The organism is Leifsonella bigeumensis (assembly GCF_039537265.1).
GTDB classification, from domain to species: Bacteria; Actinomycetota; Actinomycetes; order Actinomycetales; family Microbacteriaceae; genus Terrimesophilobacter; species Terrimesophilobacter bigeumensis.
On record NZ_BAABAE010000001.1, the window covers coordinates 348,575 to 373,953 of the forward strand.

36 protein-coding genes and 1 tRNA gene are annotated in these 25,379 nt (G+C 66.0%); 12 read left to right on the plus strand and 25 right to left on the minus strand.

The genetic code is table 11. From position 1 onward, the window contains the following. Position 1 precedes the first annotated feature (1 nt). The 3 genes from ABD678_RS01875 to ABD678_RS01885 form a co-directional block, all read right to left on the minus strand. Positions 2-421: a hypothetical protein gene (locus ABD678_RS01875; RefSeq protein WP_344753113.1), complete on the minus strand. Its 420-nt coding sequence runs from the start codon at positions 419-421 to the stop codon at positions 2-4. 112 nt (positions 422-533) lie between these two features. Then, complete coding sequence (locus ABD678_RS01880; protein ID WP_344753531.1) at positions 534-740, minus strand: WhiB family transcriptional regulator; 207 nt, start codon at positions 738-740, stop codon at positions 534-536. Between the two features lie 62 nt (positions 741-802). After that, on the minus strand, positions 803-1,282 hold the full coding sequence (locus ABD678_RS01885) for a hypothetical protein (RefSeq protein ID WP_344753115.1): 480 nt from the start codon (positions 1,280-1,282) through the stop codon (positions 803-805). A 38-nt stretch (positions 1,283-1,320) separates the two neighbouring features. Here ABD678_RS01885 and ABD678_RS01890 point away from each other — a divergent pair, with 38 nt between their 5' ends. Then, complete coding sequence (locus ABD678_RS01890; protein ID WP_344753117.1) at positions 1,321-1,539, plus strand: hypothetical protein; 219 nt, start codon at positions 1,321-1,323, stop codon at positions 1,537-1,539. Between the two features lie 8 nt (positions 1,540-1,547). Here the strand turns inward: ABD678_RS01890 and ABD678_RS01895 are convergent, their stop codons facing one another. The 16 genes from ABD678_RS01895 to ABD678_RS01965 all read right to left on the minus strand — a co-directional run bounded on the left by ABD678_RS01895 (position 1,548) and on the right by ABD678_RS01965 (position 9,896). Further along, complete coding sequence (locus ABD678_RS01895) at positions 1,548-4,043, minus strand: DNA methyltransferase (RefSeq protein WP_344753119.1); 2,496 nt, start codon at positions 4,041-4,043, stop codon at positions 1,548-1,550. Continuing rightward, a complete protein-coding gene (locus ABD678_RS01900) occupies positions 4,040-4,219 on the minus strand; it encodes a hypothetical protein (protein WP_344753121.1) in 180 nt (59 codons plus the stop codon). Before ABD678_RS01900 ends, ABD678_RS01895 begins: the two co-directional genes overlap by 4 nt. Beyond that, positions 4,216-4,614, minus strand: a complete 399-nt coding sequence (locus tag ABD678_RS01905; protein WP_344753124.1) for a hypothetical protein — start codon at positions 4,612-4,614, stop codon at positions 4,216-4,218. The genes ABD678_RS01900 and ABD678_RS01905 overlap by 4 nt, the downstream gene beginning before the upstream one ends. Then, positions 4,611-5,540, minus strand: coding sequence for a hypothetical protein (locus ABD678_RS01910; protein WP_344753126.1), 930 nt, complete (start codon positions 5,538-5,540; stop codon positions 4,611-4,613). The genes ABD678_RS01905 and ABD678_RS01910 overlap by 4 nt, the downstream gene beginning before the upstream one ends. Then, entirely contained in the window at positions 5,537-6,151 is a 615-nt protein-coding gene (locus ABD678_RS01915; RefSeq protein WP_344753128.1) for a hypothetical protein, read from the minus strand. Before ABD678_RS01915 ends, ABD678_RS01910 begins: the two co-directional genes overlap by 4 nt. Before the next feature lie 139 nt (positions 6,152-6,290). After that, on the minus strand, positions 6,291-6,962 hold the full coding sequence (locus ABD678_RS01920) for a DNA polymerase III subunit beta family protein (RefSeq protein ID WP_344753130.1): 672 nt from the start codon (positions 6,960-6,962) through the stop codon (positions 6,291-6,293). Next, positions 6,959-7,372, minus strand: a complete 414-nt coding sequence (locus ABD678_RS01925; RefSeq protein WP_344753132.1) for a hypothetical protein — start codon at positions 7,370-7,372, stop codon at positions 6,959-6,961. The genes ABD678_RS01920 and ABD678_RS01925 overlap by 4 nt, the downstream gene beginning before the upstream one ends. An 11-nt stretch (positions 7,373-7,383) precedes the next feature. After that, positions 7,384-7,569, minus strand: a complete 186-nt coding sequence (locus ABD678_RS01930; protein WP_344753134.1) for a hypothetical protein — start codon at positions 7,567-7,569, stop codon at positions 7,384-7,386. Further along, the gene (locus tag ABD678_RS01935; RefSeq protein ID WP_344753135.1) at positions 7,566-7,793 is read right to left on the minus strand and encodes a hypothetical protein; all 228 of its coding nucleotides are present in this window, start codon (positions 7,791-7,793) and stop codon (positions 7,566-7,568) included. Before ABD678_RS01935 ends, ABD678_RS01930 begins: the two co-directional genes overlap by 4 nt. Further along, on the minus strand, positions 7,790-7,912 hold the full coding sequence (locus ABD678_RS01940; RefSeq protein WP_344753137.1) for a hypothetical protein: 123 nt from the start codon (positions 7,910-7,912) through the stop codon (positions 7,790-7,792). Before ABD678_RS01940 ends, ABD678_RS01935 begins: the two co-directional genes overlap by 4 nt. Then, the gene (locus tag ABD678_RS01945; RefSeq protein ID WP_344753138.1) at positions 7,909-8,202 is read right to left on the minus strand and encodes a hypothetical protein; all 294 of its coding nucleotides are present in this window, start codon (positions 8,200-8,202) and stop codon (positions 7,909-7,911) included. Before ABD678_RS01945 ends, ABD678_RS01940 begins: the two co-directional genes overlap by 4 nt. Then, positions 8,199-8,675 (minus strand): DUF7448 domain-containing protein, encoded by a 477-nt coding sequence (locus ABD678_RS01950; protein ID WP_344753140.1) that lies wholly within the window; start codon positions 8,673-8,675, stop codon positions 8,199-8,201. The genes ABD678_RS01945 and ABD678_RS01950 overlap by 4 nt, the downstream gene beginning before the upstream one ends. After that, the gene (locus tag ABD678_RS01955; RefSeq protein ID WP_344753141.1) at positions 8,672-9,058 is read right to left on the minus strand and encodes a hypothetical protein; all 387 of its coding nucleotides are present in this window, start codon (positions 9,056-9,058) and stop codon (positions 8,672-8,674) included. Before ABD678_RS01955 ends, ABD678_RS01950 begins: the two co-directional genes overlap by 4 nt. Beyond that, positions 9,055-9,246, minus strand: coding sequence for a hypothetical protein (locus ABD678_RS01960; protein ID WP_344753143.1), 192 nt, complete (start codon positions 9,244-9,246; stop codon positions 9,055-9,057). Before ABD678_RS01960 ends, ABD678_RS01955 begins: the two co-directional genes overlap by 4 nt. 156 nt (positions 9,247-9,402) lie before the next feature. Beyond that, positions 9,403-9,645 (minus strand): helix-turn-helix transcriptional regulator, encoded by a 243-nt coding sequence (locus ABD678_RS13780; RefSeq protein WP_425561929.1) that lies wholly within the window; start codon positions 9,643-9,645, stop codon positions 9,403-9,405. Beyond that, positions 9,642-9,896, minus strand: a complete 255-nt coding sequence (locus ABD678_RS01965; RefSeq protein ID WP_344753144.1) for a helix-turn-helix domain-containing protein — start codon at positions 9,894-9,896, stop codon at positions 9,642-9,644. The genes ABD678_RS13780 and ABD678_RS01965 overlap by 4 nt, the downstream gene beginning before the upstream one ends. A gap of 75 nt (positions 9,897-9,971) precedes the next feature. On the opposite strand from ABD678_RS01965, the gene ABD678_RS01970 reads away from it, so the two are divergent. From ABD678_RS01970 to ABD678_RS01980, 3 genes are all read left to right on the plus strand, one after another. Further along, the gene (locus ABD678_RS01970; RefSeq protein WP_344753145.1) at positions 9,972-10,382 is read left to right on the plus strand and encodes a hypothetical protein; all 411 of its coding nucleotides are present in this window, start codon (positions 9,972-9,974) and stop codon (positions 10,380-10,382) included. Beyond that, positions 10,354-10,734 carry an ImmA/IrrE family metallo-endopeptidase gene (locus tag ABD678_RS01975; protein ID WP_344753147.1) on the plus strand — a complete coding sequence of 127 codons (381 nt, stop codon included), beginning with the start codon at positions 10,354-10,356 and terminating at the stop codon, positions 10,732-10,734. The genes ABD678_RS01970 and ABD678_RS01975 overlap by 29 nt, the downstream gene beginning before the upstream one ends. Before the next feature lie 164 nt (positions 10,735-10,898). Then, complete coding sequence (locus tag ABD678_RS01980) at positions 10,899-11,882, plus strand: tyrosine-type recombinase/integrase (protein WP_344753148.1); 984 nt, start codon at positions 10,899-10,901, stop codon at positions 11,880-11,882. 64 nt (positions 11,883-11,946) lie between these two features. Here the strand turns inward: ABD678_RS01980 and ABD678_RS01985 are convergent. Both ABD678_RS01985 and ABD678_RS01990 read right to left on the minus strand, forming a co-directional pair. After that, positions 11,947-12,017: transfer RNA gene (locus ABD678_RS01985), tRNA-Gly, on the minus strand. 66 nt (positions 12,018-12,083) lie between these two features. After that, positions 12,084-13,256, minus strand: coding sequence for an acyl-CoA dehydrogenase family protein (locus ABD678_RS01990; protein WP_425561930.1), 1,173 nt, complete (start codon positions 13,254-13,256; stop codon positions 12,084-12,086). Between the two features lie 116 nt (positions 13,257-13,372). Between ABD678_RS01990 and dcd the strand changes: the two genes are divergently transcribed. Beyond that, the gene (gene dcd / locus ABD678_RS01995) at positions 13,373-13,957 is read left to right on the plus strand and encodes a dCTP deaminase (RefSeq protein WP_344753150.1); all 585 of its coding nucleotides are present in this window, start codon (positions 13,373-13,375) and stop codon (positions 13,955-13,957) included. Between the two features lie 8 nt (positions 13,958-13,965). Here dcd and ABD678_RS02000 read toward each other — a convergent pair whose 3' ends face one another. Beyond that, on the minus strand, positions 13,966-14,835 hold the full coding sequence (locus ABD678_RS02000; protein WP_344753151.1) for an alpha/beta fold hydrolase: 870 nt from the start codon (positions 14,833-14,835) through the stop codon (positions 13,966-13,968). 62 nt (positions 14,836-14,897) lie between these two features. Here ABD678_RS02000 and ABD678_RS02005 point away from each other — a divergent pair, with 62 nt between their 5' ends. Then, complete coding sequence (locus ABD678_RS02005; protein WP_344753153.1) at positions 14,898-15,539, plus strand: TetR/AcrR family transcriptional regulator; 642 nt, start codon at positions 14,898-14,900, stop codon at positions 15,537-15,539. Positions 15,540-15,542: 3 nt separating this feature from the next. On the opposite strand, the gene idi is transcribed toward ABD678_RS02005, so the two are convergent. The 3 genes from idi to ABD678_RS02020 are packed head-to-tail and all read right to left on the minus strand — an operon-like array spanning position 15,543 to position 18,278. After that, positions 15,543-16,064 (minus strand): isopentenyl-diphosphate Delta-isomerase, encoded by a 522-nt coding sequence (gene idi, locus ABD678_RS02010; RefSeq protein WP_344753154.1) that lies wholly within the window; start codon positions 16,062-16,064, stop codon positions 15,543-15,545. Between the two features lie 19 nt (positions 16,065-16,083). Then, positions 16,084-16,872 (minus strand): isocitrate lyase/PEP mutase family protein, encoded by a 789-nt coding sequence (locus ABD678_RS02015; protein WP_344753156.1) that lies wholly within the window; start codon positions 16,870-16,872, stop codon positions 16,084-16,086. After that, the gene (locus ABD678_RS02020; protein WP_344753157.1) at positions 16,869-18,278 is read right to left on the minus strand and encodes an MFS transporter; all 1,410 of its coding nucleotides are present in this window, start codon (positions 18,276-18,278) and stop codon (positions 16,869-16,871) included. Before ABD678_RS02020 ends, ABD678_RS02015 begins: the two co-directional genes overlap by 4 nt. Before the next feature lie 180 nt (positions 18,279-18,458). Between ABD678_RS02020 and dnaK the strand changes: the two genes are divergently transcribed. The 6 genes from dnaK to ABD678_RS02050 all read left to right on the plus strand — a co-directional run bounded on the left by dnaK (position 18,459) and on the right by ABD678_RS02050 (position 25,377). Further along, positions 18,459-20,324 (plus strand): molecular chaperone DnaK, encoded by a 1,866-nt coding sequence (gene dnaK, locus ABD678_RS02025; RefSeq protein ID WP_344753159.1) that lies wholly within the window; start codon positions 18,459-18,461, stop codon positions 20,322-20,324. A gap of 134 nt (positions 20,325-20,458) precedes the next feature. Continuing rightward, positions 20,459-21,013 carry a nucleotide exchange factor GrpE gene (locus tag ABD678_RS02030; protein ID WP_344753161.1) on the plus strand — a complete coding sequence of 185 codons (555 nt, stop codon included), beginning with the start codon at positions 20,459-20,461 and terminating at the stop codon, positions 21,011-21,013. Between the two features lie 2 nt (positions 21,014-21,015). Further along, complete coding sequence (locus ABD678_RS02035; protein WP_344753163.1) at positions 21,016-21,993, plus strand: DnaJ C-terminal domain-containing protein; 978 nt, start codon at positions 21,016-21,018, stop codon at positions 21,991-21,993. 2 nt (positions 21,994-21,995) lie between these two features. Further along, positions 21,996-22,409 (plus strand): heat shock protein transcriptional repressor HspR, encoded by a 414-nt coding sequence (locus tag ABD678_RS02040; protein WP_344753535.1) that lies wholly within the window; start codon positions 21,996-21,998, stop codon positions 22,407-22,409. A 75-nt stretch (positions 22,410-22,484) separates the two neighbouring features. Then, the gene (locus ABD678_RS02045; protein ID WP_344753165.1) at positions 22,485-23,225 is read left to right on the plus strand and encodes an MFS transporter; all 741 of its coding nucleotides are present in this window, start codon (positions 22,485-22,487) and stop codon (positions 23,223-23,225) included. Between the two features lie 4 nt (positions 23,226-23,229). Then, positions 23,230-25,377 carry an ATP-dependent Clp protease ATP-binding subunit gene (locus ABD678_RS02050; protein ID WP_344753167.1) on the plus strand — a complete coding sequence of 716 codons (2,148 nt, stop codon included), beginning with the start codon at positions 23,230-23,232 and terminating at the stop codon, positions 25,375-25,377. Positions 25,378-25,379 lie beyond the last annotated feature (2 nt).

A 25,379-nucleotide genomic window follows, 5' to 3' on the forward strand; every position in this document is an offset into this window, starting at 1 on the left:
TTCACGCCTCCTTTCGTGCGTGGATCAGCTGCAAGTACTCGATCGCGTCCGCTTCGTGGACTGGCACATGGTGACCATCCGGGAGGAACCGGACCCACTGTTGACGGCCGTCGACGAACACCAGTGCAGGAACCTCGGCCGGGTCGTAGCCGGACCGGACCGACCAGCCGAGAGCTTGACCTTCGCCCGTGTGTGCGATGCCGTGACAGCCCTCGCTGGCATGGTTGCCGAACCCGCACAGGCTCAACCCGTTCACGACGTCCCCACGTCCGCCACGACCCCGGTAGAGGCGGTGATGCAACTCGGTGCGCAACGGTTTGCCGCAGCCCTCACAGACACCCTTCGCGCGCACCGTGAGAGCCTTCTTGCGTGGCCCGGTGAACTCCACCGGGACCGTCTTGTCGAGCTTCGGGCCGATCATCGGTTGGACTCCTGCATCGACAGAATCTGAGACGGGGAGAGAGTGCGGCCGCAGGTGCAACTGCAGACGACTCGACCGTTGTGGAGGACGTGAATCCAGACGTGGATGTGACTCATGCGGCATCCCTCCGCAACGTGCGGCGTTCCCGCTCAGACAGGCCGCCCCAGATGCCGAACCGTTCCCCATGCTCGAGCGCGTACGCCAGGCATTGAGCGCGAACCTCGCACGAAACACAGATGCTCTTCGCGTTGCGGGTCGACCCGCCCTTGTCGGGGAAGAACGCATCCGGATCCGTCTGCGCACACAGGGCGTCATCCATCCACGGTTCCGGTTGAGGGACAGACCAGTGGATCTCCGGGTAGCCGACGATGAACGGCTCGATCATGCCGCACGCTCCGCGAGGTACTTCGCGCGACGTTGCGCCTGTTTCCGCACCAGCCCGTCATGAGCTTCGACAAGATGCGATTCGCCCCAATGGGAAACGTGACGGGGCCGTGCATGCTCCGCGCACATATCGATTAGGTCATCGGCGGTGATCGTCTCCCCGGAGATCGTCGACGGTTCCAGCACAAACCAGTAGCAGTCGTTGCAATGGGCCAATTCCGGGACGACGAAATAGCTTGCGGCCTTCCGACGCTCAATGACCGGTGTGCACACCTGCAACCGGCATTGGTCAATCTGGGCGCACCCGTCGCAGACGGTGAACCCGCCAACGCCCGGTATGCCGCCGCCCTGATCGAACGACGTCCGCTTGCCACAATCCCGGCATGCATGAGTGATCGGATCGCCGTAGATCGGCTCCCACACGGTGCGGGTTTCCTCGAAGTCATCCAGCGAGAACATCGGGGCGAGGGTGCTCATGCTGTCCTCCCGGTGGAGGTCAGGACTAGAGTGCGGGGATGACGACAGAAGAATTGCTCGCGACTTTCGAGGACATCGCGCGCAACAGCGTTCGACTCAAAGAGTCGATCATCGCGACCGCTCAGAGCCAAGGAGTTCCGCTCTCGACCTTCACGGAAGTGTTTGAGGAACTCGACAGGCGACGTGAACAGTGCGAAGCATGCGCCGCTGCGATTCGACGCGGAGATGCGGTCTCGATCCACGACCTGAACGTCTAGAGGTAACATCACGCCGCATCCTCCGTGAGGTCGAACAGTGACGGCATGGCCTGCTTGCGCTCCTCCGCCTCGAGGTACTTGACCCCGTCGAGGAAGTAGCCGGGGTTCAACTCGGCCGCGCGCCCCTGACGGTGCAGCATCATCGCCCGCAACGGGACAGTGAACAGTCCGCCGAAGGGGTCGTAGACGAGCGATCCCTCATTCGAGTACCGCTCGATCAGCCGGTCGACGATGTCGAACTGGAGGGGGCAGACGTGCATCATCAGGTTCTTCTGCTTCTGCGACCCGTTGAGGGTGAGCATCCGGTTCACGTCATGCCACACGTCGGGATGCCAGGAGCCAGGGTTCAGGGCCATGAACGTGGAGGGGAGGCGTCCCTTGCCGGCGAGCATTTCGCCGAGCTTGATGTGCGACTCGTAGTCGTAGACGTTCGAGAGGGTCTGCTCGGTGAACAGGCGCTGCATCGTCTCGGGGTCGAGAGCGGCCAGTTCGTCCGGGGTGAGTGAGCGGTTGCCGGATGAGCGCCAGAAGGCGTGAGCATCCACCTGCCACCGGGCGAGCGAGTAGTCGGCGACGTCTTTCACGACCCGCTTGTCCGCGTATCCTTTTGCCCGATCCGTCTGGGGCTTGTGGAACAGGAGCACATATTCGGGGGAGCCGACGCCCATCTTCGTGGAGTCTTTGCGCATCTCCGTGTAGCCGAGGCGATAGGTCTGGTTGTTCTCCCGCACCACATCGGTGACGACGGTGATCATGCCCATGTAGTCGAAGCCGTGCTTGAGCCCGTGGAAGGTCGCCTCCTGGTGGAACGGTGACGAGGTCGGGATGCCGGCGCCCGTGACGGAACCGAACAGGATCCGGTCCTTCACATGGCATGCGTAGACGCGGCCCGGTTTCAGCACCCGGTAGAGCTCGGGGGTGAGGAAGTCCATCTGCTCCCAGAAGTGATCGTTGTCGTCCGTGTGCCCGAAGTCGTTGTAGCTCGGCGTGTACTCGTAGTGATTCGAGAAGGGGATCGAGGTCACGATCAGGTCCACGGAGTTCTCGTCCATCGACTGCGTTTCGGGCACGCAGTCGTTGTTCGCGACCAGCCACCCTTCACCCCTCGCCTCGAGGCGGGAGACCCCCATCGTTCGGATCAGGGCCTGCTCGATCGCGGTGGTGTCGAGCCCGTACTCACGGACGATGTCGCTCATGGTGTCGATCAGCTCCTCATGCTGGGTGCGCTTCTGCATGAGCGTCTCGACGACGTCGCGCTCCGCGGTGGTGTGAATGATGTCGATGACGACCTGCTCGGTTTGCAGGAACCGGTGGATGCGGTGGACCGCCTGAATCCAGTCGTTGAACTTGAACCCCACGCCGACGAAGATCGCCCGGTGGCAGTGGCGTTGGAAGTTGCAGCCGGATCCGGACAGGATCGGCTTGGTGGCCAGCAGGCGGGTTTCGCCGTTGGAGAAGTCGATGATGCGTTGCTCGCGCACCTCCAGATCGAGGGAGCCGTACACCTCGGAGACATCGGGGAGGGCCTCGGCGATCGCGTGACGTTCATCCTCGAGGTCATGCCAGAGAATGAAGTGCTCCTCCGGGGAGGCGTCCACGATCTCGCGTGCCTTCTCCGCGCGAGCGATGATCGAGTCCCGCTTCGCCCTGGCTGCTTCGCCGAGCGACATTCCGCCGCCGGTGATGAACTTCGCTTGCCCGTCCCGCTCCACAGCTGTGGCCGTGACCACGTCGACCTCGTGGAAGTTGATGATCATCTCCGGCAGGATGTAGCCGTCGTCGGGGAAGCCGAGGTCGGAGGGCTTCTGCACGAACGCCGCCCACGTGTTCAGCCACAGGTGGAACTCGCGCTCCTTGTGCGGGTACAGGGTGAGGTCGCCGGCCTTCTCCGAGTTGCGCTGGAAGAACCTCGTCAGGGCCTGCCCGGTGTCCATGACGCCCAGGTAGCCGGCGTAGTGGATCAGTTCCTTGTACCGGTTCGGTGCGGGCGTGGCGGTGGCGACGAAGCGGAACTCGACACTCTCGAACAGGTTGAGGAATGTCTGGTAAGTCTTCGAGCCGAACGACCTGAGCACGCTCGCCTCGTCGAGCGAGGTGGCGCGGAACAGGTCCGGGGAGAGGTTGCCTTCCCGCACCGCCTCATAGTTGGTCAGGTAGATGCCGTCCCCGTCGACCTGCTCGTCACGGTTCACGAACTTCACCGGGATGCCGAGCTTCCCCGCGTCGCTGATGAACTCCTGCCGGACACCCAGAGGCATGACGATCAGCGCGCGGCCGCCCTTGTGCTTGAGGATCAGCCGTAGGATCTCCAGTTGCATGAACGACTTGCCGAGGCCGAACGCGGCGAACAAGGCACGTCGACCGCCGGCGATCGCCCACTGAACGAGCGCCTTCTGGTGGCCGAGCAGCATCGGGTTGATCTCGTCGAGCTCGATGTGGAATCCGAACGAGCGGGAGAAGTGCACCTTCTGGTGGAGGAACTCCTCGTAAGCCGTGAGGGTCATTCGGCCACCGCCCCGCCGAGCTCGCGGATGCGTTGCTCCGTTTTCGCTTTGCCCTCACGCAATCCCTCGATGCGGTCAGCGTTGGCGCCGGTCGCTTCGAACTCCGCGATCTGTGCATTGAACATGGCCAGGAGCCAGTAGGCGGTCTGCAGTTGCTTTTCTGCGGTGCGTGTCATCGCGCGAACCCTCCCGCGTTGTATGCGGCCGACTGCACCTTGTTCAGGTTCAAGTACCCGTAGAGCTTCGCCGTGAGTGCCTTCTGCAGTTCCTCCGCAGCGTGCAGGGTTTCCTTCTTGAGGTCGAACGTGAGTCGGTAAGGGAGGGCGGCCAGGTCGGCTTCGGCGCGTTTCTCTGTGACGGTGGCGGCCTTGGAGGAGAGCATCGCTTTCGCGCGTGCCGAGATCATGTCACGCTCGGCTTCGTACCGTTCGTGCCACATGACCTTCAGGACGGGGACAGCCGATTCGAGACGGTCGCCGAGTTCCCGGATGATGAGCTCGAGCTCCATCGGGGAGACGGGCTGGTAGTCGACCAGTTCCCCGGTGGAGAGGTTTGCGATGTCGGTGGTCACTGTTCACCCTCTGGGGCCAGGGCCGCGTACTCCTCAGCGGTCGGCTCGGCCGGGTCGTGCTCGCGCTCGACGAGGCTTGCTTCGGCGTCGCGCTGCACAGCATCCGTGCCCGAGTCGTCCTCGACCCCCGCGTCGACCGGTTCCGGGTCGCGGTTCAACATCCCGTATCGGGCCAACGCGAGCGTGCGCACCTCGTCGTTCCAGTCACCCACCGACTTCGCGCGGTCGACGACGGCCGTGACCTCCTCCTTGGTGCTGCACCCTTCGATCGCGGCGGCCCAATCCTCAGACGGTTCAGGGGCGGCCTCGATGACGCCCTCCGCCGACACATCAGCGCCGAGTTCCTCAGGCGTGTACGAGATGCCCTTGAGTACGTCGTCGAAACCTTCCCGGCCGACGACGCCGATCGTGCGCCACGTCATCACCAGTTCCGGGTACTTCTCCCACGGCAGCGGATTGCCCTTCTCCGACCGCGCGCGGACCGCGAACTCCCCGGTGTCGCTGTCGCGCACGAGCTCGCACAGGCCGGCGCGGACCGCGCGGTCCAGATCCCAGGTGTCGGTGAACACGTCGGCGCTGTCCGCACGCGTCGCCGTGACGGTGACCGAGAGGTCCCCGGCTCTGACCGACCCGCGCTTCTCGATGACCAGACGGTGACCCGCCGCACGGATCAGACCCGTCATCAGTTGGGGCGAGATCGTCGCCTTTCCCTCGATGACATCGATACCCTGCAGGGCCGCCATCGGGTGCAGGCCAAGCATGGCTCCGGTCTCCATGACGAGGAGGATCTTCGCCGGTGACGGCTTGCCGGTGGCCTTGTCGAACAGGCCGCGCGGGATCAGGTCCGCGGCGCCCGCGAGCGTCTGCGCGTACTGTGCGCGCTCGGGGAGACTCGAGCGATCGTAGGTGGTCAATGCGGTGCTCATGCTGCGTTCAGTTCCTTTTCGAATTGGCGGGCGGCGCGGAGCCGGCCGAGAAGGTCCGTCGCGATCGGGAGGATGCGCGCGGTCAGGTCGACGATGTTCGGATCGTCGCGGTGGATGAGGATCGCCTTGGGTTCCTCGTGGAAGGGTTCGCCGTGCTCGTCGACTTCCATCCACAGCCAGTGGAGGGTGTCGAACTCGGGCAGGCACAGGAACTGCCAGGCGACCTGGCGCTGCTCGCCGAGGGTTGGGCCGGTGACAACGCGGTTGTGCTTGACCTTGCACTCGGCCAGGACCGTGCCGATGCCGTCAGGGGTGGCGGCGAAACCCGGCTCGTCCGGTGCGTGGATGAGCGCGAGGTTGGAGGGGATGCCCGCCCAGGCGAGCATCATCGGCTCCCAGCGGTGGCCCTGCTCGGTGTAGTGGTTGCCGGTGAACTGGCCGTCTCGCAGGATCGCGAGCAGGTACTTGTCCACCGATTCGGGCTTGGCGAGGGTCGCGGCACGGGAGGCGGTGATGAGGTTGCCGTGGAGGGCAAGCCACCGGGCCCGGTCGGTGCCGTCGTCGAGGATCCGGTCAGTCCATGACGTCTGATTTACAGTCAGGTCCTTCACGCTGCGGCCGCCTCTCCGTGGCAGGGGCACGCGCACCAGGAGGCTTCACAGCCCGCATGCTGGCGTTCGGTGCAGGGGAGGGAGACGCGGACGGTTTCGGCCTGTGCGGGCATGGGGCCGTCGAAGGTGCCGTGGTCGGTCATGCTGTCGGCTCCAGATTCGGCTGGATGAGCGCTTCGGCGTAGACACCGGATCCGTCACGCCATGAGACGTAGACAGGTCCCGGCTTGTTCGGGTTGGTGTTCGATGTGCACTTCACCCATGGAGAGTCCTGTCGGCCCAGCCTGCTGAGCGCGCTCATCCTGCTCAGGTAGTCGAGTCGGAGGCGCGGGGTGGCCAGTACGGCTTCGGCATCGCGCGCGGTCTCGATCAGCTTGATGACCGGCGGGAAGTTGCCGCGGATGTGCTTGCCCTTCCACCGGACCGAGTTGGCGTCAGCCGCCTCGAATTCTTGGACTGTGACGACCACTTCACCGGGGCCGGTAGACGGCGGGCCGTCAGGGTGCGGCGTGACCTCGATGGTGACGCGCTGGAAGTCCCGCATGGACGATCCGAAGTAGGTGTAGTTCGCTTTCAGCCACTGGAGCGCGTCGCGGGGGATGATGAAGTCGAGGTCGCCGTCGATCTTCTCGGCCTTCAGGAGCGCCGTGTGCGCCCGGTAGCGGTCGGTGCAGACCACGCGAAGTTTGCCGTCCTCGACGGTGATGTGGGCGCCGCAGATGACCGGGGTGACATCGTCAGTGGAAGCTGCGGAGAGGGCCACATCCACGAGGTAGCGGGCCTGCTCACGGCTCAATGTGATGGTGCTCATGATGCGGCCGCCAGAATGGGCTTGCAGTCGTACTCATAGACCGGAACTTCAACGTCGATTTCGGGCACCAGCTTGAGTGCTTCCGGGTCGCGCTGCTTGACGATCGTGGTGCCAACTTGGCGGGCCTCGCACACGTCCGCGCGCATCGTGCGAATCTCCACCGGGATGCCGCAGAACTCGTTGTACATGGTGAACCAGCTGTCGTCGTATGACTTCCGCCACGAGCCGGGGAACGCTTTCGCCGCCGCTGCGGCAGCAGAAGCAGAGGCCTCCCCGTGGGAGGTGAATTGGAACCGGATCATCGCGATGTCCTCCCCGGACGGATCGACATAGGGCATCTCGATCTCGGGGTGCTCCGCCAGCAGGTCAGCGAGAGCGTGTAAGACGGTTGTTCGGGACGGGGTGCTCATGTTCATGCCTTTCATCGGGTGGGTAACTGGATCTGGTAATTCGGGGTCGGGTGGAGCAGGGCGTTGACGGTGACGAACGCCCAGGAGGCGAAGAACAGGAGGCCGACACAGATGGTGATCTGGATGAGCAGGGTCGCCCAGTAGCGCAGGTGTGCGCGGGTCTGGGAGGCGCGGCGGATGTTCCGGGGGTCGATCACGGGAACACCTCCCGAGATACGTCATGCTCGGCACCGCAGCGGGGGCACGACCAGAACGCGGTAGCGGTCTCGTGGTCACCCATGACATCCACGTCGCCGGCGAAACCGCACGGGCCCGACCAGCTGAAGTTCTCCCCAGAGGACAGAAGGTAGTTGCGGGTGAACGTCTCGTCGCATTCCTTGTGCTCGACCCATTCGGCCACGAGCATCCCTGACGACCTCACAGTGCACCCTCCCCGATCAGGTAGAGGATCACGACAGCGACGGCGGCCGCGAACACCAGCCAGATGCCCGTGAGGATCAGGTTCACTTTCCGCATGGCGCGGCGCTCGTCGTCGATCATGCGAAGAACCTCGCGATGATCAGACCGGCCGCGATGCAGCAGACGAGGATGAACGCGACCATGGAACCGCGGAAGGCGGATCCGGAACTGAGGCGCTCCCACCGGGATGGGCGGCGGCGGATCGGCTCCGCATCCCGCGCCTCGATCAACGCATCCACAAAGGGTGCGTAGCGCGGATTCGACTCGGCGACGCGCTGCTCACGAGCAGCACGCTCGGCACGGCGCGGGTGCGCCCACAGTTCGATCGCATCCTTGTGCGGGTCCACGTCGATCGGAGTGATGGAGGTCATGACGCCGCCGCCGCATCGAGCACAGCGATGTCGAACCCGTAGCCGTAATAGAAAGGGTTACCGCACGACCACCCGACCTTGAGTTCGAGGATGTCCCCGAAGTCGGCGTAGACGTGCCACGTTGTGAAACCGTCCGTTGTGCCGACACCGGTGATCACATGATGGATCTGGTCGGCATGGAGCAGGAACGATTCGAGGTCGGTGTACGCGCAGCAATCGGACGAATTGGCGAGAGTGACCCGCTTGCCGTTGTCGAGGGTGATGATCAGTGCTTGCTGATCGCCGTACCACCTACTGGGAACTGCCCCCTTCTCGGCGGTGACGATGCGGTGACCGATAACATGCTCAGCCAGAGCGGCCACGTTCTCCGGCATTGTGCCGTCGTCGTCATGATTGTCGAGCGCTTCGGGTGCGTACCGCTGGGTGACGATGGTCGGCGTCAGCGCGTCGCGCTTCGCAACCTCGCTGTTCACAGCCCGACCGCCGCTTCGCCTTTGGCCGTCAGCCGGTACACCGACTCCGGCAGGTTGTTGCCCTCAGCGATGCGAGTCTCGGAGTCGTCGAGGAACCCATCGAGCGCGAGCTCACCCGCCCTCTTGCGTGGGGTGTCATAGGCGGGGCGCCGCCACCCTTTCCGCATCGCATACGCGAGGTACTGTTCGTTGATCTCCGAACCGACCAGAGACCCATGCTCCGAGACGATCCGCAGGACGTTCCGCTTCGTCTCCTTCATGTGCACCTGGGAGGCATCCGCGGCGATGTGCGAGGTGACCTTGTCGGTCTTGCGGGCGCGAGGGCCGGAGCCGGCGACGGACTCTTCGAGGTCGAACATGGGGGTGAGGGATGTGGTCGTCATGAGTGCATCCGATTGATGCGGCGCGAGCGACGGGCGACCTTGTTCTTCGCGCGACGACGAGCAACCGCCTTCGCGTTCGCGGTGCCCTCATAGATCGGCTTCGACTGGAGCGCGCTCAGGATCTGACGCTGGAGGCCCATCTTGTTGAGCAGCCACCGTCCCCACATGGCCGGGGTCCGGCCGTTCATGCTGTGGCCTCGGCTGTCGAGATGATGTTCCCGTCACACCAGAACTCACAATCAGGACAGAGCGGGCCAACCTTCGCCCCGATCTGGCCGACCGTCTCGTTATCGGTCGCTTCGTTGCAACAGATGCACTTCTTCTTCATGGCCTTTCCTTCCGAGTCAGGCAGCGGTGGTGAGAGGGTCCGACTCCGGTGCTTCGGGTACACCAGAGGCGGAAGAATTGATGGACGCAGGGACCAAGTGAGACTTGAGCCACGCGTCAAGATCAGCGGGGTAGTAGACGGTGAGCCGGCCCTGCTTGTACGCCACCGGGCCTTCACCCCTGGCCTTGAGGTTGTAGAGGGTCTTGGGCTTGAGCCCGCAATACTCGGCCGCGCGCGCGACAGTCAGGACGCCACTCATGCGGCCGCGCCCCGAGACGATGTCTTCTGTGCGGCATCGATGAGGTCGTACTCAGTGAGACCGAAGAAGTGCGCGACCTTGCTGATCTCCGCAGTCGTGAAGTCGGTATCGCCCTTGACCCGGCTGTAGATCGTGTTCTTGCTCAACTCCAGTACGGGGAGGAGTGCCTTGGCATCCAGCTGCTTCCGCGCGAGCTCCGCGCGAATCTCTGCCGAGATCGCCTTGCTGAGACTGGGGGTCGGGGTGTTCATGGCTCCATCGTACCTAAATAGGAACAGAACGCAACCCCTATAGACAGAATTTCTCTAAATTGGTACTGTGTCCCTATGGGTAGAGGATCGATTGGTCAGACCGACGTATTCGGGCAGCGCATTTCCGCACTCATCCGGGCCGAACTCGCGGAGCGAGGCGAGGGATATCGTTGGCTTGCCGCTGGCACGGGGCTCTCCCTCAACTACATCGGCACACGTCTCGCTGACAAGGCCCCGTTCAACATGAACGACATCGAGAAGATCGCCAACGCCCTGGGCGCCGACCCCTTCGAGCTCATGAAGGCGGCCTCGCGTCCCCGCCTCACTGTCGTACCTGCTGCCGATACTGATCTGACCGACACGATCCGAAACATCGAGGACGCGCGCGAACTGGGCCTCAATACAGAGACCCCCTACGCGGCGGACGAGCCGCGCAACACCACACCCGGGGAGAGCGATGGAGACCAACCTGGCGGCGAGCTATGACCCGCACGAGCACGCCGACGCCCTCGGAATCAGAGTCGAATACCAGCGCCTTCGAACGGCGAACGGCCTATGGCTACCCGACTACCGGACGATCATCCTCCAGCCGCGCATGCGGAGAATCATCGAGCGATCGGTTCTCGCCCATGAACTCGGCCACGTCTGCCTCGGTCACCGTGAGTCGTCGCCACGTAACGAACTGCGCGCAGACCGATGGGCTGTGCGCCACCTCATTACACCGGAGGCCCTTGAGCGCGTTGCCCTGTTCAGCGGCGACCCCGGTGAGTGGTGCCACGAACTCGGCGTCTCGGCAGACCTCATCGAGAGGGCCGTTCTCGACCGACGTGCGGCCTGACCATGTCTAGGCCGCCGCTCCCCCTTGAGACGTGGGGCAAGATCCGCCGCACCACTGTAGGCGGCAAGCCCACAGCTGTCGCCTACTACCGCGATTCGGACGGATCCACGCGTAAAGCGCAGCGCACGGGACGCACGCCGGCTGATGCCGAGAACCGATTGAAAGTGGCTCTGCGCGATCGCCTCGCCCCCACCGCCGAATATCTCACCCGAGAGTCGACCCTGCAGCAACTCGCCGACCAGTGGCTCGCTGACGTTTGGAAGTCGAAGCGCGCGGTCGCCACGAAAGAGCGTTACTCCTCGACTGTGCGAGCGCATGTCAACAAGGCCGTCGGTGAAGTGCGTGTCCGCGAGGCCACCGTGCCGCGTATGCAACGGCTCGTCGATCGTGTCGCAGAGTCATCCGGTGAAGGCCAGGCGCGCATGCTCGGCGTCGTCCTCAAAGGCATGTTCTCCCTCGCCGTCCGGTATGGCGCCGCCGACTCCAACATCGGGAGTGACCTGCTCCTGCCGACCGTCGACCGGGGCACTGTACGGGCACCCTCGATCGATGATGTGAAATTGCTGCGCTCTCTGCTCACCGCCTACGACTCAAAGACTCCCGCACGCGGCAACGCGATCCGAGACCTCGCGGACATCGGCGACCTGCTCATTGGCACAGGAGGACGCATTGGCGAGATCCTCGCGCTGCGATGGGACGACGTAGACCTCGCGGGGCGGGTCACCATCACGGGGACGGTCACGCGCGAGCGTGGTCGCGGGATCTACCGCCAAGACATCCCCAAGTCGGACTCATCCAACCGCACACTCACCCTGCCGACTTTCGTCGTCGACATGCTCGCCACTCGGCGGGTGAACGCCTACAACGAATGGGTATTCCCCTCGGCGACAGGCACGCTCCGTTGGCCGGAGAATGTTCGTCAGCAGTGGGCGACTGCGGTCGCTGATAGTCCGGTGGAGTGGATGACGACGAAGGCCTGCCGGAAGGCAGTAGCCACCGTCATTGACGCAGAGCTCGGGCTCGAGGCGGCGAAAGATCAGCTGGGACAGTCGGACATCGGTGTCACTCGACGGCACTATGTGGCCCGGAATCTGGCCCGCCCTGACCGCTCCGAGCTGCTCAATGTGTTCGCTGAAAACAGCGAGTAAACGGCGGATCGCCTCGCGCTGGCGTCTGGTGATCGTCTGGACGGGCGGGATATTTGCTGATGAGAGCGAGTGACGGGAATCGAACCCGCGCTACCAGCTTGGGAAGCTGGAGTTCTGCCATTGAACTACACTCGCGCATCCGATCGCGTCGACGGGCTCGGCGAACGGTACGGGCAATACTAGCAAGCCGCGGCGGCGCGGTCAGTCGAAGGCGGCGATGCCGGTGAGTTCCCGACCGAGGATGAGCGTGTGGATGTCGTCGGTGCCCTCGTAGGTGCGCACCGATTCGAGGTTGGCGAGGTGCCGCATGACCGGGAACTCGTTCGTCACCCCGTCGCCGCCGAGGATGCTGCGCGCGGCCGACGCGATCGCGATCGCCTCGCGCACGTTGTTGAGCTTGCCGACGCTGATCTGCGCGTGGGTGAGGGTGCCGGCATCCTTCTGCCGTCCGATGTGCAGCGCGAGCAGCGTGCCCTTCTCGTACTCGAGCAGCATGTCGGCGAGTTTCTGCTGCACGAGCTGCCGCGCACCGATCGGCGCCCCGAACACCTCACGTGACAGTGACCGCGCGATCGCCACCTCGAGGCAGGTGCGCGCCGCGCCCATCGCGCCCCAGATGATCCCGAAGCGCGCCTCGTTGAGGCAGCTGAGCGGCCCGGAGAGCCCTTTCGCCCCCGGCAGCATGGCCTCGGCAGGCAGCCGGCAGTCGTCCAGATAGACGTCGCACTGGATGGAGGCGCGCATCGAGAGCTTGCCCTCGATCGGTTCCGCCCGGAAGCCCGCGGTGCCCCCCGGCACGAGAAAGCCGCGAACGCCCTCATCGGTCTTCGCCCAGACGACCGCGACATCGGCAACGCTGGCGAGGCCGATCCAGCGCTTGCGGCCGCCCAGCACCCATTCGTCGCCGTCGCGGCGCGCCATCGTCTCCATGGCCGCCGGATCGCTGCCGCCGGTCGGCTCGGTGAGTGCGAAGCAGCCGATCGCCTCCCCCGCGGCCATCCGCGGCAGCCACCGCTGCTTCTGCTCCTCCGAGCCGAACTTGTGGATCGCGCTCATCGCCAGCGAGCCCTGCACGGAGACGAAGGTGCGCCATCCGCTGTCGGCCGCCTCCAGCTCGAGGCACGCCAGGCCGTAGCTCACCGCACTCGCGCCTGCGCATCCGTAGCCTTCCAGGTGCATGCCGAGCAGGCCGGCGGCACCGAGTGCCGGGACGAGCTCTGCGCGGAAATGCTTCTCCTCGAAGTCCTGCTCGATCACCGGCAGGATGCGTGTCGTCGCGAATTCGCGCGCCGTGTGCTTCCAGTCGAGCTCTTCAGGGGAGAGGAGCGCGTCGATGTCGAACACGGTCTCGGTCACGAATCCCGAATCGGTCACGGCTTCTCCTCGTCGCCAGCAGGTCGTCGCCGACCACCACCCCGATTCTAGGCGGGTGGCTGATGCGCCCGGGCGGGCTTCGACCGGTGGCTGCTATGCCTCAGTACGATGTGAGGATGCTGCTTTCCGACCGCGACATCAAGGCGGAGCTCGATGCCGGCCGAGTGGGGCTCGACCCGCTCGACCTGTCGATGATCCAGCCCTCGAGCATCGACGTGCGACTCGACCGGTTCTTCCGCCTGTTCGACAACCACAAGTATCCGTTCATCGATCCGGCGGAGGACCAGCCGGAGCTCACGCATCTCGTCGAGTCGCAGGATGACCAGCCGTTCATCCTGCACCCCGGCGAGTTCGTGCTCGGCTCCACCTTCGAGCTCGTGACGCTCCCGGATGACGTGGCCGCCCGGCTCGAGGGCAAGAGCTCCCTGGGGCGGCTGGGCCTTCTCACGCACTCGACGGCGGGCTTCATCGACCCCGGGTTCACCGGGCATGTGACGCTCGAGCTCAGCAATGTCGCGACGCTGCCGATCAAACTGTGGCCCGGGATGAAGATCGGGCAACTGTGCTTCTTCCGGCTGTCGTCGCCGGCGGAGAAGCCCTACGGTTCGAGCGAGTACAGCTCTCGGTACCAGGGACAGCGGGGGCCGACGGCGAGCCGGTCGTTCCAGAACTTCCACCGCATCAGCACACAGCGGGATTAGCGGCCGTATCAGGCGAACGCCGGCACGTTGCCGTCCACCTCGGAGGGTGCACCGAGAAACGACGACACGTCGTCGAGCACGGCATCGGCGCCGAGGATCCGGTAGTGCCCCAACCCTTCGGTCACGACGACCCGGGTGAGCGGGCCGTGGGCGTCGGCGAGCAGGGTGGCATCGACGACGGGGACCATGCGGTCCGATCGATCGTGGATCACGAGAAGCGGGGCTGAGGCCGGGAGGGGGCTCTCAGCGGCGGAGTACTGCGCCCACACATCGCGGTTCCCGTCGAAGACGCGGTTCTCGATGCGGGCGCGAACCCGTTCCGCGGTGGACGGGCGCACCCCCAGAGCCTCACAGAACGTCGGCACGAGCCTGTCCAGATCAGCGACACCGCCGATGGAGACGTAACGGTCGGCTCGCAGCCCGTGGCTCGCCGCCGCGGCTGCGGATGGCGTCCCCAGCGAGTGGGACACGACGGCCTCGAGCCGGCCGTGCCGGCGTGCCACCTCGGCGAGAACCTCCGCGTAGTCGATGACCGTGGTCCGCCTGCCCGTTGAGTTGCCGTGACCGGGCGCATCCACGGCGAGGATGGTGCGCTCGGGCGAGCGCAGTTCTCGCACGATCGGCGCGAAGTCGGAAGCGCGCCCCTCCCAGCCGTGCACCAGCAGGACGACTCGTGGGCCGGAACCCCAGCGGTAGGTCGCGATACGTCTCCCCGCGATCGGCATCGTCGATCGGCCGGCCAGCTCCATGACACGGGCGGCGTCTGCGGTGAGTGAACGCGATCTTCGAGGGGTGCGCCACAGTCGCCAGACGATCTCGGCGGCCAGCGGAGGTGCAACCTTATCCAGCACGGGAAGTGAGTTCAGCAGAGCGGGCATGTCGTTTCTCCAGGATTGAAAAACAATACGAACGATCGTACAATTAACTTTGCGAGGTGACAATGGCTACGACACTGACGGATGGGCGTCGACGGCGAGGAGAGCAGTCCCGCCGGGCAGTCCTGGGCGAGGCGGTCAACCTCGCCTCGGTCGAGGGCCTGGACGGTGTATCGATCGGAACGCTCGCCGAACGCACCGGGACGAGCAAGAGCGGCGTCGTCGCCCTCTTCGGAAGCAAACTCGACCTTCAGCTCGCGACGATCCGAGCGGCACGTGAGATCTACATCGCGAGCATCATCGAGCCGACGCTCCGTGCGCCCAGGGGGATCGCCCGCCTGTGGAGCCTGTGCCTCACCTGGCTCGAGTATTCGCGGGGCCGCACGTTCGAGGGCGGATGCTTCTTCCGGGCCGCGGCGGCGGAAGCGGACTCCAAGAGCGGACCGGTGCACGACGCACTCGTCGCCGTGGATGAGGACTGGATCGCCTTCGTGGAGCGCTGCGTCCTGCTCGCCGCAGACGACCTGCCCGCGCTGCGGGACCCGAAGCTTCTCGCGTTCGAGTTGATCGCCCTCATGGATGCCGCGAACAGCGGCTCGCTTCTGCACGGCACCGATCGTGCCTACGAGCTGGCGGAGGCGGCCATGCACGACCGGCTTCTCGCCGCCGGCGCCGACCCCGACGCGCTGCGGAGCGGCCGACGCTGATCGTCAGGCGGTGAGCTGCGCGGTCTGCATCACGAGCCACGGGCTGAAGGCATAGGGCGCGGCGACCACAGCGTTCGTGACGGTGGCCGGATCGGCCCAGGCCCACTCGGCGACCTCATCCGGGTTGCCGGCCACGGCATCCGTCGTCACGGCCCGGAACACCGGGCAGATCTCGTTCTCGACGATGCCGCTCGCGTCGACGGCGCGGTACCGGAAGTCCGGCAGGAGCGGCTCGATGCTCGCGATCGCGATACCGAGCTCGAGCGCGGCCCGCCTGGCCAGCGCGTCGTCCATCGACTCGCCGGGGGCCGGATGCCCACAGAACGAGTTCGTCCAGACGCCCGGCCAGGTGAGCTTGCCGAGGGCTCGGCGCGTGACGAGCACCTGGCCCTCCGTGTTGTAGACGTGGCAGGAGAATGCCAGGTGCAGGGGGGTGTCGGTCGTGTGGACGGCGAACTTCTCGACCGAGCCGGTGGGCATGCCGTCCTCATCGACGAGGACGACGAGTTCGGGCGAGGTGGTCATGCTTGCACCCTACCCGCAGCTAGTACGAGAAGCCGAGTTCCGGCGGGTAATCGCCGCGAGCGGTCAGGGTGGCCGTGGTGGCCTGCAGATGCGACAGGGTCAGGCCGAGAGATCGAGGGCCGAAACTCACCCGACTGACGCCGAGCTCGGCAAGGCGCTTGAGCGGTACGGATGCCGGGCCGGCGATGACCGAGAGCCTTCCCTCGAGTTCGTCGACCGCGTGCGCGACGAGTTCCTCCGTGCCCAGTCCGAGCACGAAGATCACGTCGGCGCCTGCGGCGAGGTAGCGGTTGCCGCGCAGGATCGCCTCGTCGAGGTCCGCCCCGCGTGCGAGCGCGTCGACGCGGGCATTGATGACGATCGGGATGCCCGCCTGGTCCCCGGCCGCGCGGGCAGCCGCGACCCGCGCCGCGGCATCCTCGATCTCGAAGAGCTCACCCGGGCCGGATCCGTAGCTGTCCTCCAGGTTGAGGCCCGCAGCCCCGGCCGCGATCAGTCGGCGCACGTTGGCCGCGACGCCGGCCGCGTCCGGAGAATAGCCGCGCTCGAAGTCGACCGACACCGGCAGTTCGACGGCGTCGATGACGATGCTCGCGGCGGCGAGCGCCTGGTCGACCGACAAACCCTCTCCATCCGGAACGCCGTGCGCGAAGCTGATCGCATGGCTTGCGGTCGCGAGCGCCGTGACCCCCGGAACCGCGGCAACGGTCCTTGCCGTCACGGCGTCCCAGACATTCACCACGATGAGCGGATCGCCCGGGACGTGAAGCGAACGGAGCAGGTCTGCCTTGTCGGCGGTGCTGGTCATGAGCGCGCGGGACGGCCGCCGGCCTTCACGAAGTACATGAGCACGAAGCCGATGGCGAGGATGAGCACGATGCCGAGGATGCCCCACGCCGTCGAGTGGAAGATCGCGATACCGGCCGCCCATGCCAGGGGAGACAGGAAGCTCGCCGCGCGGCCGGTCGTCGCGTAGAGGCCGAAGATCTCGCCCTCGCGCCCGGCGGGGGTGACGCGGGCGAGGAAGGACCGGCTGGCCGCCTGGGCGGGGCCGACGAAGAGGGTCAGAGTGAGTCCGAAGATCCAGAACACCGTGGTGCCGAGGTCGCGGGCCAGGAACACCACGAGCCCGGCGACGACCAGGCCGCCGAGTGCCCACAGGATGATGGTGCGCGCACCGAGCCGGTCATCGAGTCGCCCGGCGAGGATCGTGCTCACCCCGGCGACCAGGTTCGCCGCGATACCGAAGATGATCACCTGCATCGGGCTGAACCCGAAGACCGTCGCCGCGATGATGGCGCCGAAGGTGAAGACACCGGCCAGGCCGTCGCGGAACACCGCGCTCGCGAGCAGGAACCAGAAGGTCGGCCGCGACTCGCGGAACAGTCGCGCGATGTCCTTGCCGAGTTCGCGGTAGCTCGCGAAGAAGCCCACGCGGGCACGGCCAGCTCCCGGGGGAGCCTCCGGCACGTTGAGGAAGATCGGGATGGCGAAGATGATCGTCCAGATGGCGCACCCGAGCGCGACGACGCGGATGTTGAGCCCGTCCTCGGTGGGGATGCCGAACCATCCGTTCTGCTGCATCACGATGACGATCGCCAGCGCGACGATCCCGCCGAGGTAGCCGAAGCCCCAGCCGAGCCCGCTGATCCGCCCCACCGTCTTCGGCGTGGAGACCTGCACGAGCATCGCGTTGTAGTTGACGCCGGCGAGCTCGCTGAACACGCTGCCGATGGCGATGAGGGCGGCCCCGAACCAGAAGAACGAGTAGTCGGCCTCGACGAAGAACATGAGCGCCGTCGTGATGACGAGCGCTCCGGTCGCGAGGCCGAGCCACAACTTGCGACGGCCGGCGGCATCCGCACGCTGCCCCATGACCGGCGCGAGAAGGGCGATGAGGATGCCGGCGGCGCCGACCGCCCAGCCGAGCCCGGAGGTGAGGATCGCATTCTCACCGCTCTCGTCGGGTGTCACCCCGGCGGGAAGAAAGAGGGAACTGGTCAGGTAGACCGAGAAGACGAAGGTGATGATGACCGAGTTGAACGGCTGCGTCGCCCAGTCCCACAGCGCCCAGGAGAACACCTGCTTGCGCGGGATGACCTTGCCTTCCTGCAGGTCGAGGCCGACGGCGGCCACGGCCCCCGTGTTCGCGGCGACTGGGATCCTCATCGAAGTGGTGGCTGCGACGTCGTTGCCGGGAGTCTCATTCGTCATGCAGTCAGGCTAGTGGCGAACGGTATCCAGAGGGAGTCCATTCGGAGGGGCGGTTCGACTTGAGTCGCTCACACTCAACTTTCAGTCGCTGAACTTGACAAAGTTATCCACAGGCATAAAACTTGAGTGATCGGGACTCAAGTCCCACTTTTCAGCTTTCATCAAAGGAGTACAGAGCGCATGGCTCGAGCAGTAGGAATCGACCTCGGAACGACCAACTCGGTTGTTTCGGTCCTGGAAGGCGGGGAACCCACCGTCATCGCGAACGCGGAAGGCTTCCGGACCACCCCCTCCGTCGTCGCCTTCACCAAGGACGGCGAAGTGCTCGTCGGCGAGACCGCCAAGCGGCAGGCCGTCACCAACGTCGACCGCACCATCGCGAGCGTCAAGCGCCACATGGGCACCGACTGGAAGACCGAGATCGACGGCAAGAAGTACACGCCGCAGGAGATCTCCGCCCGCATCCTCGGCAAGCTCAAGCGCGACGCGGAGCAGTACCTCGGCGACACCGTGACGGATGCCGTCATCACCGTCCCCGCCTACTTCAACGACGCGGAGCGCCAGGCCACGAAGGAGGCCGGTGAGATCGCCGGCCTCAACGTGCTGCGCATCATCAACGAGCCGACCGCGGCCGCGCTCGCCTACGGCCTCGACAAGGGGAAGGAGGACGAGCTCATCCTCGTCTTCGACCTCGGCGGCGGTACGTTCGACGTCTCGCTGCTCGAGGTGGGCAAGGACGACGACTTCTCGACCATTCAGGTGCGTTCCACCTCCGGCGACAACCGCCTGGGCGGCGACGACTGGGACCAGCGCATCGTCGACCATCTCATCAAGAAGTTCAAGGAGACGACGGGTGTCGACGTCTCGAAGGACAAGATCGCCAAGCAGCGCCTCAAGGAGGCTGCGGAGCAGGCGAAGAAGGAGCTCAGCTCCTCGACGAGCACGAGCATCCAGCTGCCGTATCTCTCGCTCACCGAGAACGGGCCGGCCAACCTCGACGAGACGCTCACCCGCGCCCAGTTCGAGCAGATGACCTCCGACCTGCTCGACCGCACCAAGAAGCCGTTCGCCGACGTCATCAAGGAGGCCGGCATCAAGGTCGCCGATGTCGCCCACGTCGTGCTCGTCGGCGGCTCGACCCGCATGCCCGCCGTCGTCGACCTCATCAAGAAGGAGACCGGCGGCAAGGAGCCCAACAAGGGCGTCAACCCGGATGAGGTGGTCGCCGTCGGCGCCGCGCTGCAGGCCGGCGTCCTCAAGGGCGAGCGCAAGGATGTCCTGCTCATCGACGTCACCCCGCTGAGTCTCGGCATCGAGACCAAGGGTGGCATCATGACGAAGCTCATCGAGCGCAACACCGCCATCCCGACCAAGCGCAGCGAGACCTTCACGACGGCCGACGACAACCAGCCGTCGGTGGCCATCCAGGTGTTCCAGGGCGAGCGCGAGTTCACCAAGGACAACAAGCCGCTCGGCACCTTCGAGCTCACCGGCATCGCGCCGGCCCCCCGGGGCGTGCCGCAGGTCGAGGTCACCTTCGACATCGACGCGAACGGCATCGTGCACGTGTCCGCCAAGGACAAGGGCACCGGCAAGGAGCAGTCGATGACGATCACCGGCGGCTCGTCGCTGGCCAAGGAGGACATCGACCGGATGATCCGCGAGGCCGAGGAGCACGCCGCTGAGGACAAGGCCCGCCGGGAGACCGCCGAGATGCGCAACACGGCCGAGCAGCTCGCCTTCTCCACCGAGAAGCTGCTGAGCGACAACGCCGACAAGCTTCCGGATGACGTCAAGACCGAGATCCAGGCGGATGTCGACGCCCTCAAGACCGCACTCGCGGGCGAGGACGACGATGCGGTCAACGTCGCGTTCGACAAGCTCAACGAGAGCCAGACGAAGATCGGCGAGGCCCTGTACCAGCAGAGCGAGACCGCCGAGGCGACCGCGGCCGACTCCGAGACGGGTGAAGCCGCCTCGCCGGACGACGAGGACATCGTCGACGCCGAAGTCGTCGAGGACGAGCCTGAGGGTGGCTCGAAGTAGCAATGGCCGCCGACAAGAACAAGGACAGGAAGAACCCTTCGACAGGCTCAGGGCGAGGCGACGACTCTGACCAGCCGGTGTCTCGCGACCCTTCGGGGGGCTCAGGGCGAGAGGATTCCTCGTCGGAGCCGGTCGTGCGCGATAAGAGGCGCATCGACCCGGAGACGGGCGAGGCCCGCAAGGACGTCGAGGATGTCGGAGAGAAGTTGACCGACGACGACCTCGCCAGGCTCCTCGAGGAGCCGGTGCCGGCCGAGTCGGGCTCGGAGGCGGATGCCGCATCCGAGCATCTCGAGGACCTCAAACGGGTTCAGGCCGAGTACGCGAACTACCGCAAGCGCGTCGACCGCGATCGGTACGTCGCTCGCGACCTCGCCGTCGCCGAGGTCATCACCGGAATACTTCCGGTGCTCGACGATCTCGACCTCGCGCATGCGCACGGCGACCTGGAAGGCAGCCCGCTGGAGCTCGTCGCGCAGAAGCTGCGCACGATCTTCGGACGGTACGGCCTTGTGCAGGTCGGGGAGGCCGGCGAACCGTTCGACCCGAACGTCCATGAGGCGATCGCCCAGATCCCGAGTAAAGACGCCACGAGCAACACGATCGCCGAGGTCGTCCAGCCCGGATACCGGCTCGGCGAGCGGTTGCTCCGTCCGGCCAAGGTCGCCGTTTCCGTTCCCGAGGAGTAACCGTGGCCAGCCAGGACTGGTTCGACAAGGACTTCTACAAGGTCCTCGGAGTGTCGAAGGACGTCTCCCAGGCCGACCTCAAGAAGACCTACCGCAAGCTTGCGCGCAAGTACCATCCGGACTCCAACCCGGGCGATGCGAAGGCCGAGGCGAAGTTCAAGGAGATCAGCGAGGCGAACGCCGTGCTGTCCGACCCCGAGCAGCGCAAAGAGTACGACCAGATGCGCGCGATGGGCTCCGGCATGCCGCGATTCGCGGCGGGCGGCCAGAACGGCGGGTTCGAGGATGTCTTCGGGGGCATGTTCGGCGGCGGCGGCAACCAGCGCACGAGCTACCAGGCCAGCGGCTTCGAGGACATCTTCGGCAGCATGTTCGGCAATGGAGGATTCGGCCAGGCGAGCGGGGGATTCCGCGGAGCGGGCGGTCCGACGAAGGGGCGCGATATCACGGCCTCGACGACGCTCGACTTCATGACCGCGATCAAGGGCGATACTGCTCGGCTCCAGGCATCCGGCGGCAAGCCGATCAGCGTGCGCATCCCCGCGGGCGTCGCGGATGGGCAGAAGATCCGACTCAAGGGCAAGGGCGAGCCGAGTCCCGACGGCGGCGCCCCCGGCGACCTCACGCTCACGGTCACCGTGCGGAAGCATCCGGTGTTCGAGCGGGAGGGGCAGAACCTGCGGGTCGACGTTCCGGTCACTTTCGCCGAGGCGACCCTCGGCGCGACGATCGAGGTTCCGACCCTCGGTGGCGAGCCGGTGAAGCTCAAGATCGCGCCCGGAACCCCGAGCGGACGCGTACTGCGCGTCAAGGGTCGCGGGGTCACCACCGCGAAGGGCACCGGCGACCTGCTCGCCGAGATCGTCATCGCTGTACCGAGTCACCTCACGGTCGACGCGAAAGAGTACCTCGAGAAGTTCGAGAAGGCCATGCCGGTGGAGAATCCCCGCGCCGACCTCATCGCCAAGGCGAAAGCATGACGATGGACGAGAACTCGCCGCTCTTCGCGATCGCCATGGCCGCGGACCTCGCCGGGATGCACCCGCAGACGCTCCGACAGTATGATCGGCTCGGCCTGGTGAGTCCTCGGCGCACCGCCGGCCACTCCCGCCGCTACTCGATGCGGGACGTCGCGCAGCTGCGGGAGATCGCCCGACTCGGGGCGGAAGGGGTGAGCCTGGAGGGCATCCGGAGGGTCCTCGAGCTCGAGAATCATGTCACGGAGCTGCAGGATCGGGTGCGCGAGCTGGAGCGGGCGCTCGCCGACGAGCTGCTCAACCGGCCAGGTCGGCGCGTCTTCGCCGCGGGAGAGTCCGGCGACGTCGTCTCACTGCGCACGGGGACGCGGGCGCAGCGCAACACCCAGCTCGTCGTCTGGCGACCGCTCGACGAGTGACCGTCACCATCAACCGCACCGCACACTGACCGCACCGATCGAAATCGCGATTCGCACAACCAGGAGAAACGAACGATGACCATCGAGAACCCACCCCCGGCGGCACCGCAATCCGCCTCGCCCTACACAGCACAGCCCCCTGCAGTCCAGCCCGCCGCGGCCCAGCCCTCTGCCGCCCAGCCCTACGGCGGGCCGCCGCCCTCGTACCGTGCCGTGCGGCCGCCGCTCTCGACGCGCGAGAAGCGGGGTGCGTTCTGGGCCGGCGCTGTCGGCTTCAACGTCCTGACGCTCGGCTTCACGCTCATCGTGGTCCCCCTCGTGGTCGCCGTGTTCGGCGCCTTCTTCGCAATCCTGTTCGAGCAGGTCGCGCGAAGCGGGGATGAGCTCAGCACCGGGTTCCTGGCAGTACGCGGCTTCTTCGCCTCGTTCGACTACGGGATCGTGGCGATCATCGGTCTCGTGGTGGTGATCGTCGGCCTCGCGATCATGACGGCCGCGCTCTTCGCGAGCAGATCGATCCTCCGTTCGCACGGCACGACCCGGCCGTGGGCCGTCACCTGGGCCGGAGCCGGGATCGCCATCATCGCCTATTGGCTGGTGGGATGGATCCCCACCGTCGTGCTGCAGTTCCTGTCGGGCGCATTGACGGCGGCCGGCCTCGACGGCTGGGCGAACTTCGGAACGACCGGCCTCCTCGGCTTCCTGCTGGCACTGGTCGTGAACGCGGTGATCGGCTGGCTCGCCTGGTGGTGGATGGCACACGCGTTCCGTCCGGCTTCGGCCGGTGCCGTGACGGCGGAGAGGGCGCAGGGATAGGAAGATGGCGAACATGCAGGGCGCACCGGCCAGCGACGAGGAGCAGAAGACCGCTCTCGAGCAGTATGGGGTGGATCTCACCGCGATCGCCCGCACCGGAAAGCTGGACCCGGTCATCGGTCGCGATGCGGAGATCCGGAGGGTGAGCCAGGTGCTCACACGACGCACCAAGAACAACCCGGTGCTCATCGGGGAGCCGGGCGTGGGCAAGACCGCGGTCGTCGAGGGGCTCGCCCAGCGGATCGTCGCGGGTGATGTCGCCGACTCGCTCAAGGACAAGCGTCTCGTCTCCCTCGACCTGGCGGCCCTCGTCGCCGGCGCGAAGTATCGCGGCGAGTTCGAGGAGCGGCTTAAGGCCGTGCTCAAGGAGATCAACGACGCCGACGGCCAGATCATCACCTTCGTCGACGAGCTGCACACCCTCATGGGTGCGGGCGGTGGCGAGGGCTCCGTCGCTGCGGCGAATATGCTCAAGCCCATGCTCGCGCGCGGCGAGCTGCGCCTCATCGGGGCGACGACCCTCGACGAATACCGCGAGTTCATCGAGAAGGATGCCGCGCTCGAGCGCCGGTTCCAGCAGGTCTACGTGGGCGAGCCGAGTGTCGAGGACACCATCGCGATCCTCCGTGGGCTGAAGGAGCGCTACGAGGCCCACCACAAGGTCGCGATCGCCGACACCGCGCTCGTCGCGGCGGCGGCGCTCAGCAACCGCTACATCTCGGGTCGCCAGCTTCCCGACAAGGCGATCGACCTCATCGACGAGGCGGCGAGTCGCCTGCGCATGGAGATCGACTCGGCCCCGGTCGAGATCGACGAGCTCCGGCGCGGCGTCGACCGGCTCAGGCTCGAGGAGCTGGCGCTCAAGAAGGAGAAGGACGAAGCGAGCAAGGCGCGGCTGCAGAAACTGCGCGACGACCTCAAGGACAAGAGCGCCCATCTCGCCGAACTGCAGGAGCGCTGGGAGAAGGAGCGGGCATCCCTCAACCGGGTCGGCGAGCTCAAGGAGAAGCTCGACAGCCTCCGTATGCAGGCCGACCGCGCGCAGCGCGAGGGCGACCTCGAGCTGGCCTCCCGGCTGCTCTACGGCGAGATCCCGGTCATCGAGCGCGAGGTCGCGGATGCCGAGAAGTCGGAGGCCGAGACCCCGCTCATGGTCAACGACCAGGTGACCGCGGAGGACATCGCCGCCGTCATCTCGGCGTGGACCGGCATCCCGGTCGGACGTCTGCTGCAGGGTGAGACCGAGAAGCTCCTGCACCTCGAATCCGAGCTCGCGAGGCGGCTCGTCGGCCAGAGGCCCGCCGTAAAGGCTGTGGCGGATGCTGTCCGTCGCAGCCGTGCCGGCATCGCCGACCCCTCGCGCCCGACCGGCTCGTTCCTGTTCCTCGGCCCGACGGGTGTGGGCAAGACCGAGCTCGCCAAGGCGCTCGCCGAGTTCCTGTTCGACGACGAGAAGGCGATGATCCGGATCGACATGAGCGAGTACGGCGAGCGGCATTCCGTCGCCCGGTTGCTCGGTGCCCCTCCCGGGTACATCGGGTTCGAGCAGGGCGGCCAGCTCACCGAGGCGGTGCGGCGGCGTCCATACTCGGTCGTGCTCATGGACGAGGTGGAGAAGGCGCATCCGGATGTCTTCGACGTGCTTCTGCAGGTGCTCGACGACGGCAGGCTCACCGATGGCCAGGGGCGCACGGTCGACTTCCGTAACGTGATCCTCATCCTGACCTCGAACCTCGGCAGCCAGTTCCTCGTCGACCCCGACCTCAGCTGGGAGCAGAAGGAGGAGGCGGTCACCGCGATGGTGCGCCAGGCGTTCAAGCCGGAGTTCGTCAACCGGCTCGACGACATCGTCATCTTCTCGCCGCTCTCGGAGGAGGATCTCGGCCAGATCGTCGAGCTCTACGTCGACCGGTTGCAGCGTCGCCTCGCCGACCGTCGCCTCGACCTGGCCGTCACGCCGAACGCGCGGGCCTGGCTCGCCGAGCGGGGCTACGACCCGATCTACGGTGCCCGGCCGTTGCGCAGGCTCATGCAACACGAGATCGACGACCGGCTGGCGACGGCGCTGCTCGCCGGTACGACCAGGGACGGGGACACCGTTCTCGTCGACCTCGATCCGGAGGAGGATGAACTTTCGGTGCGCAGTACTTGATA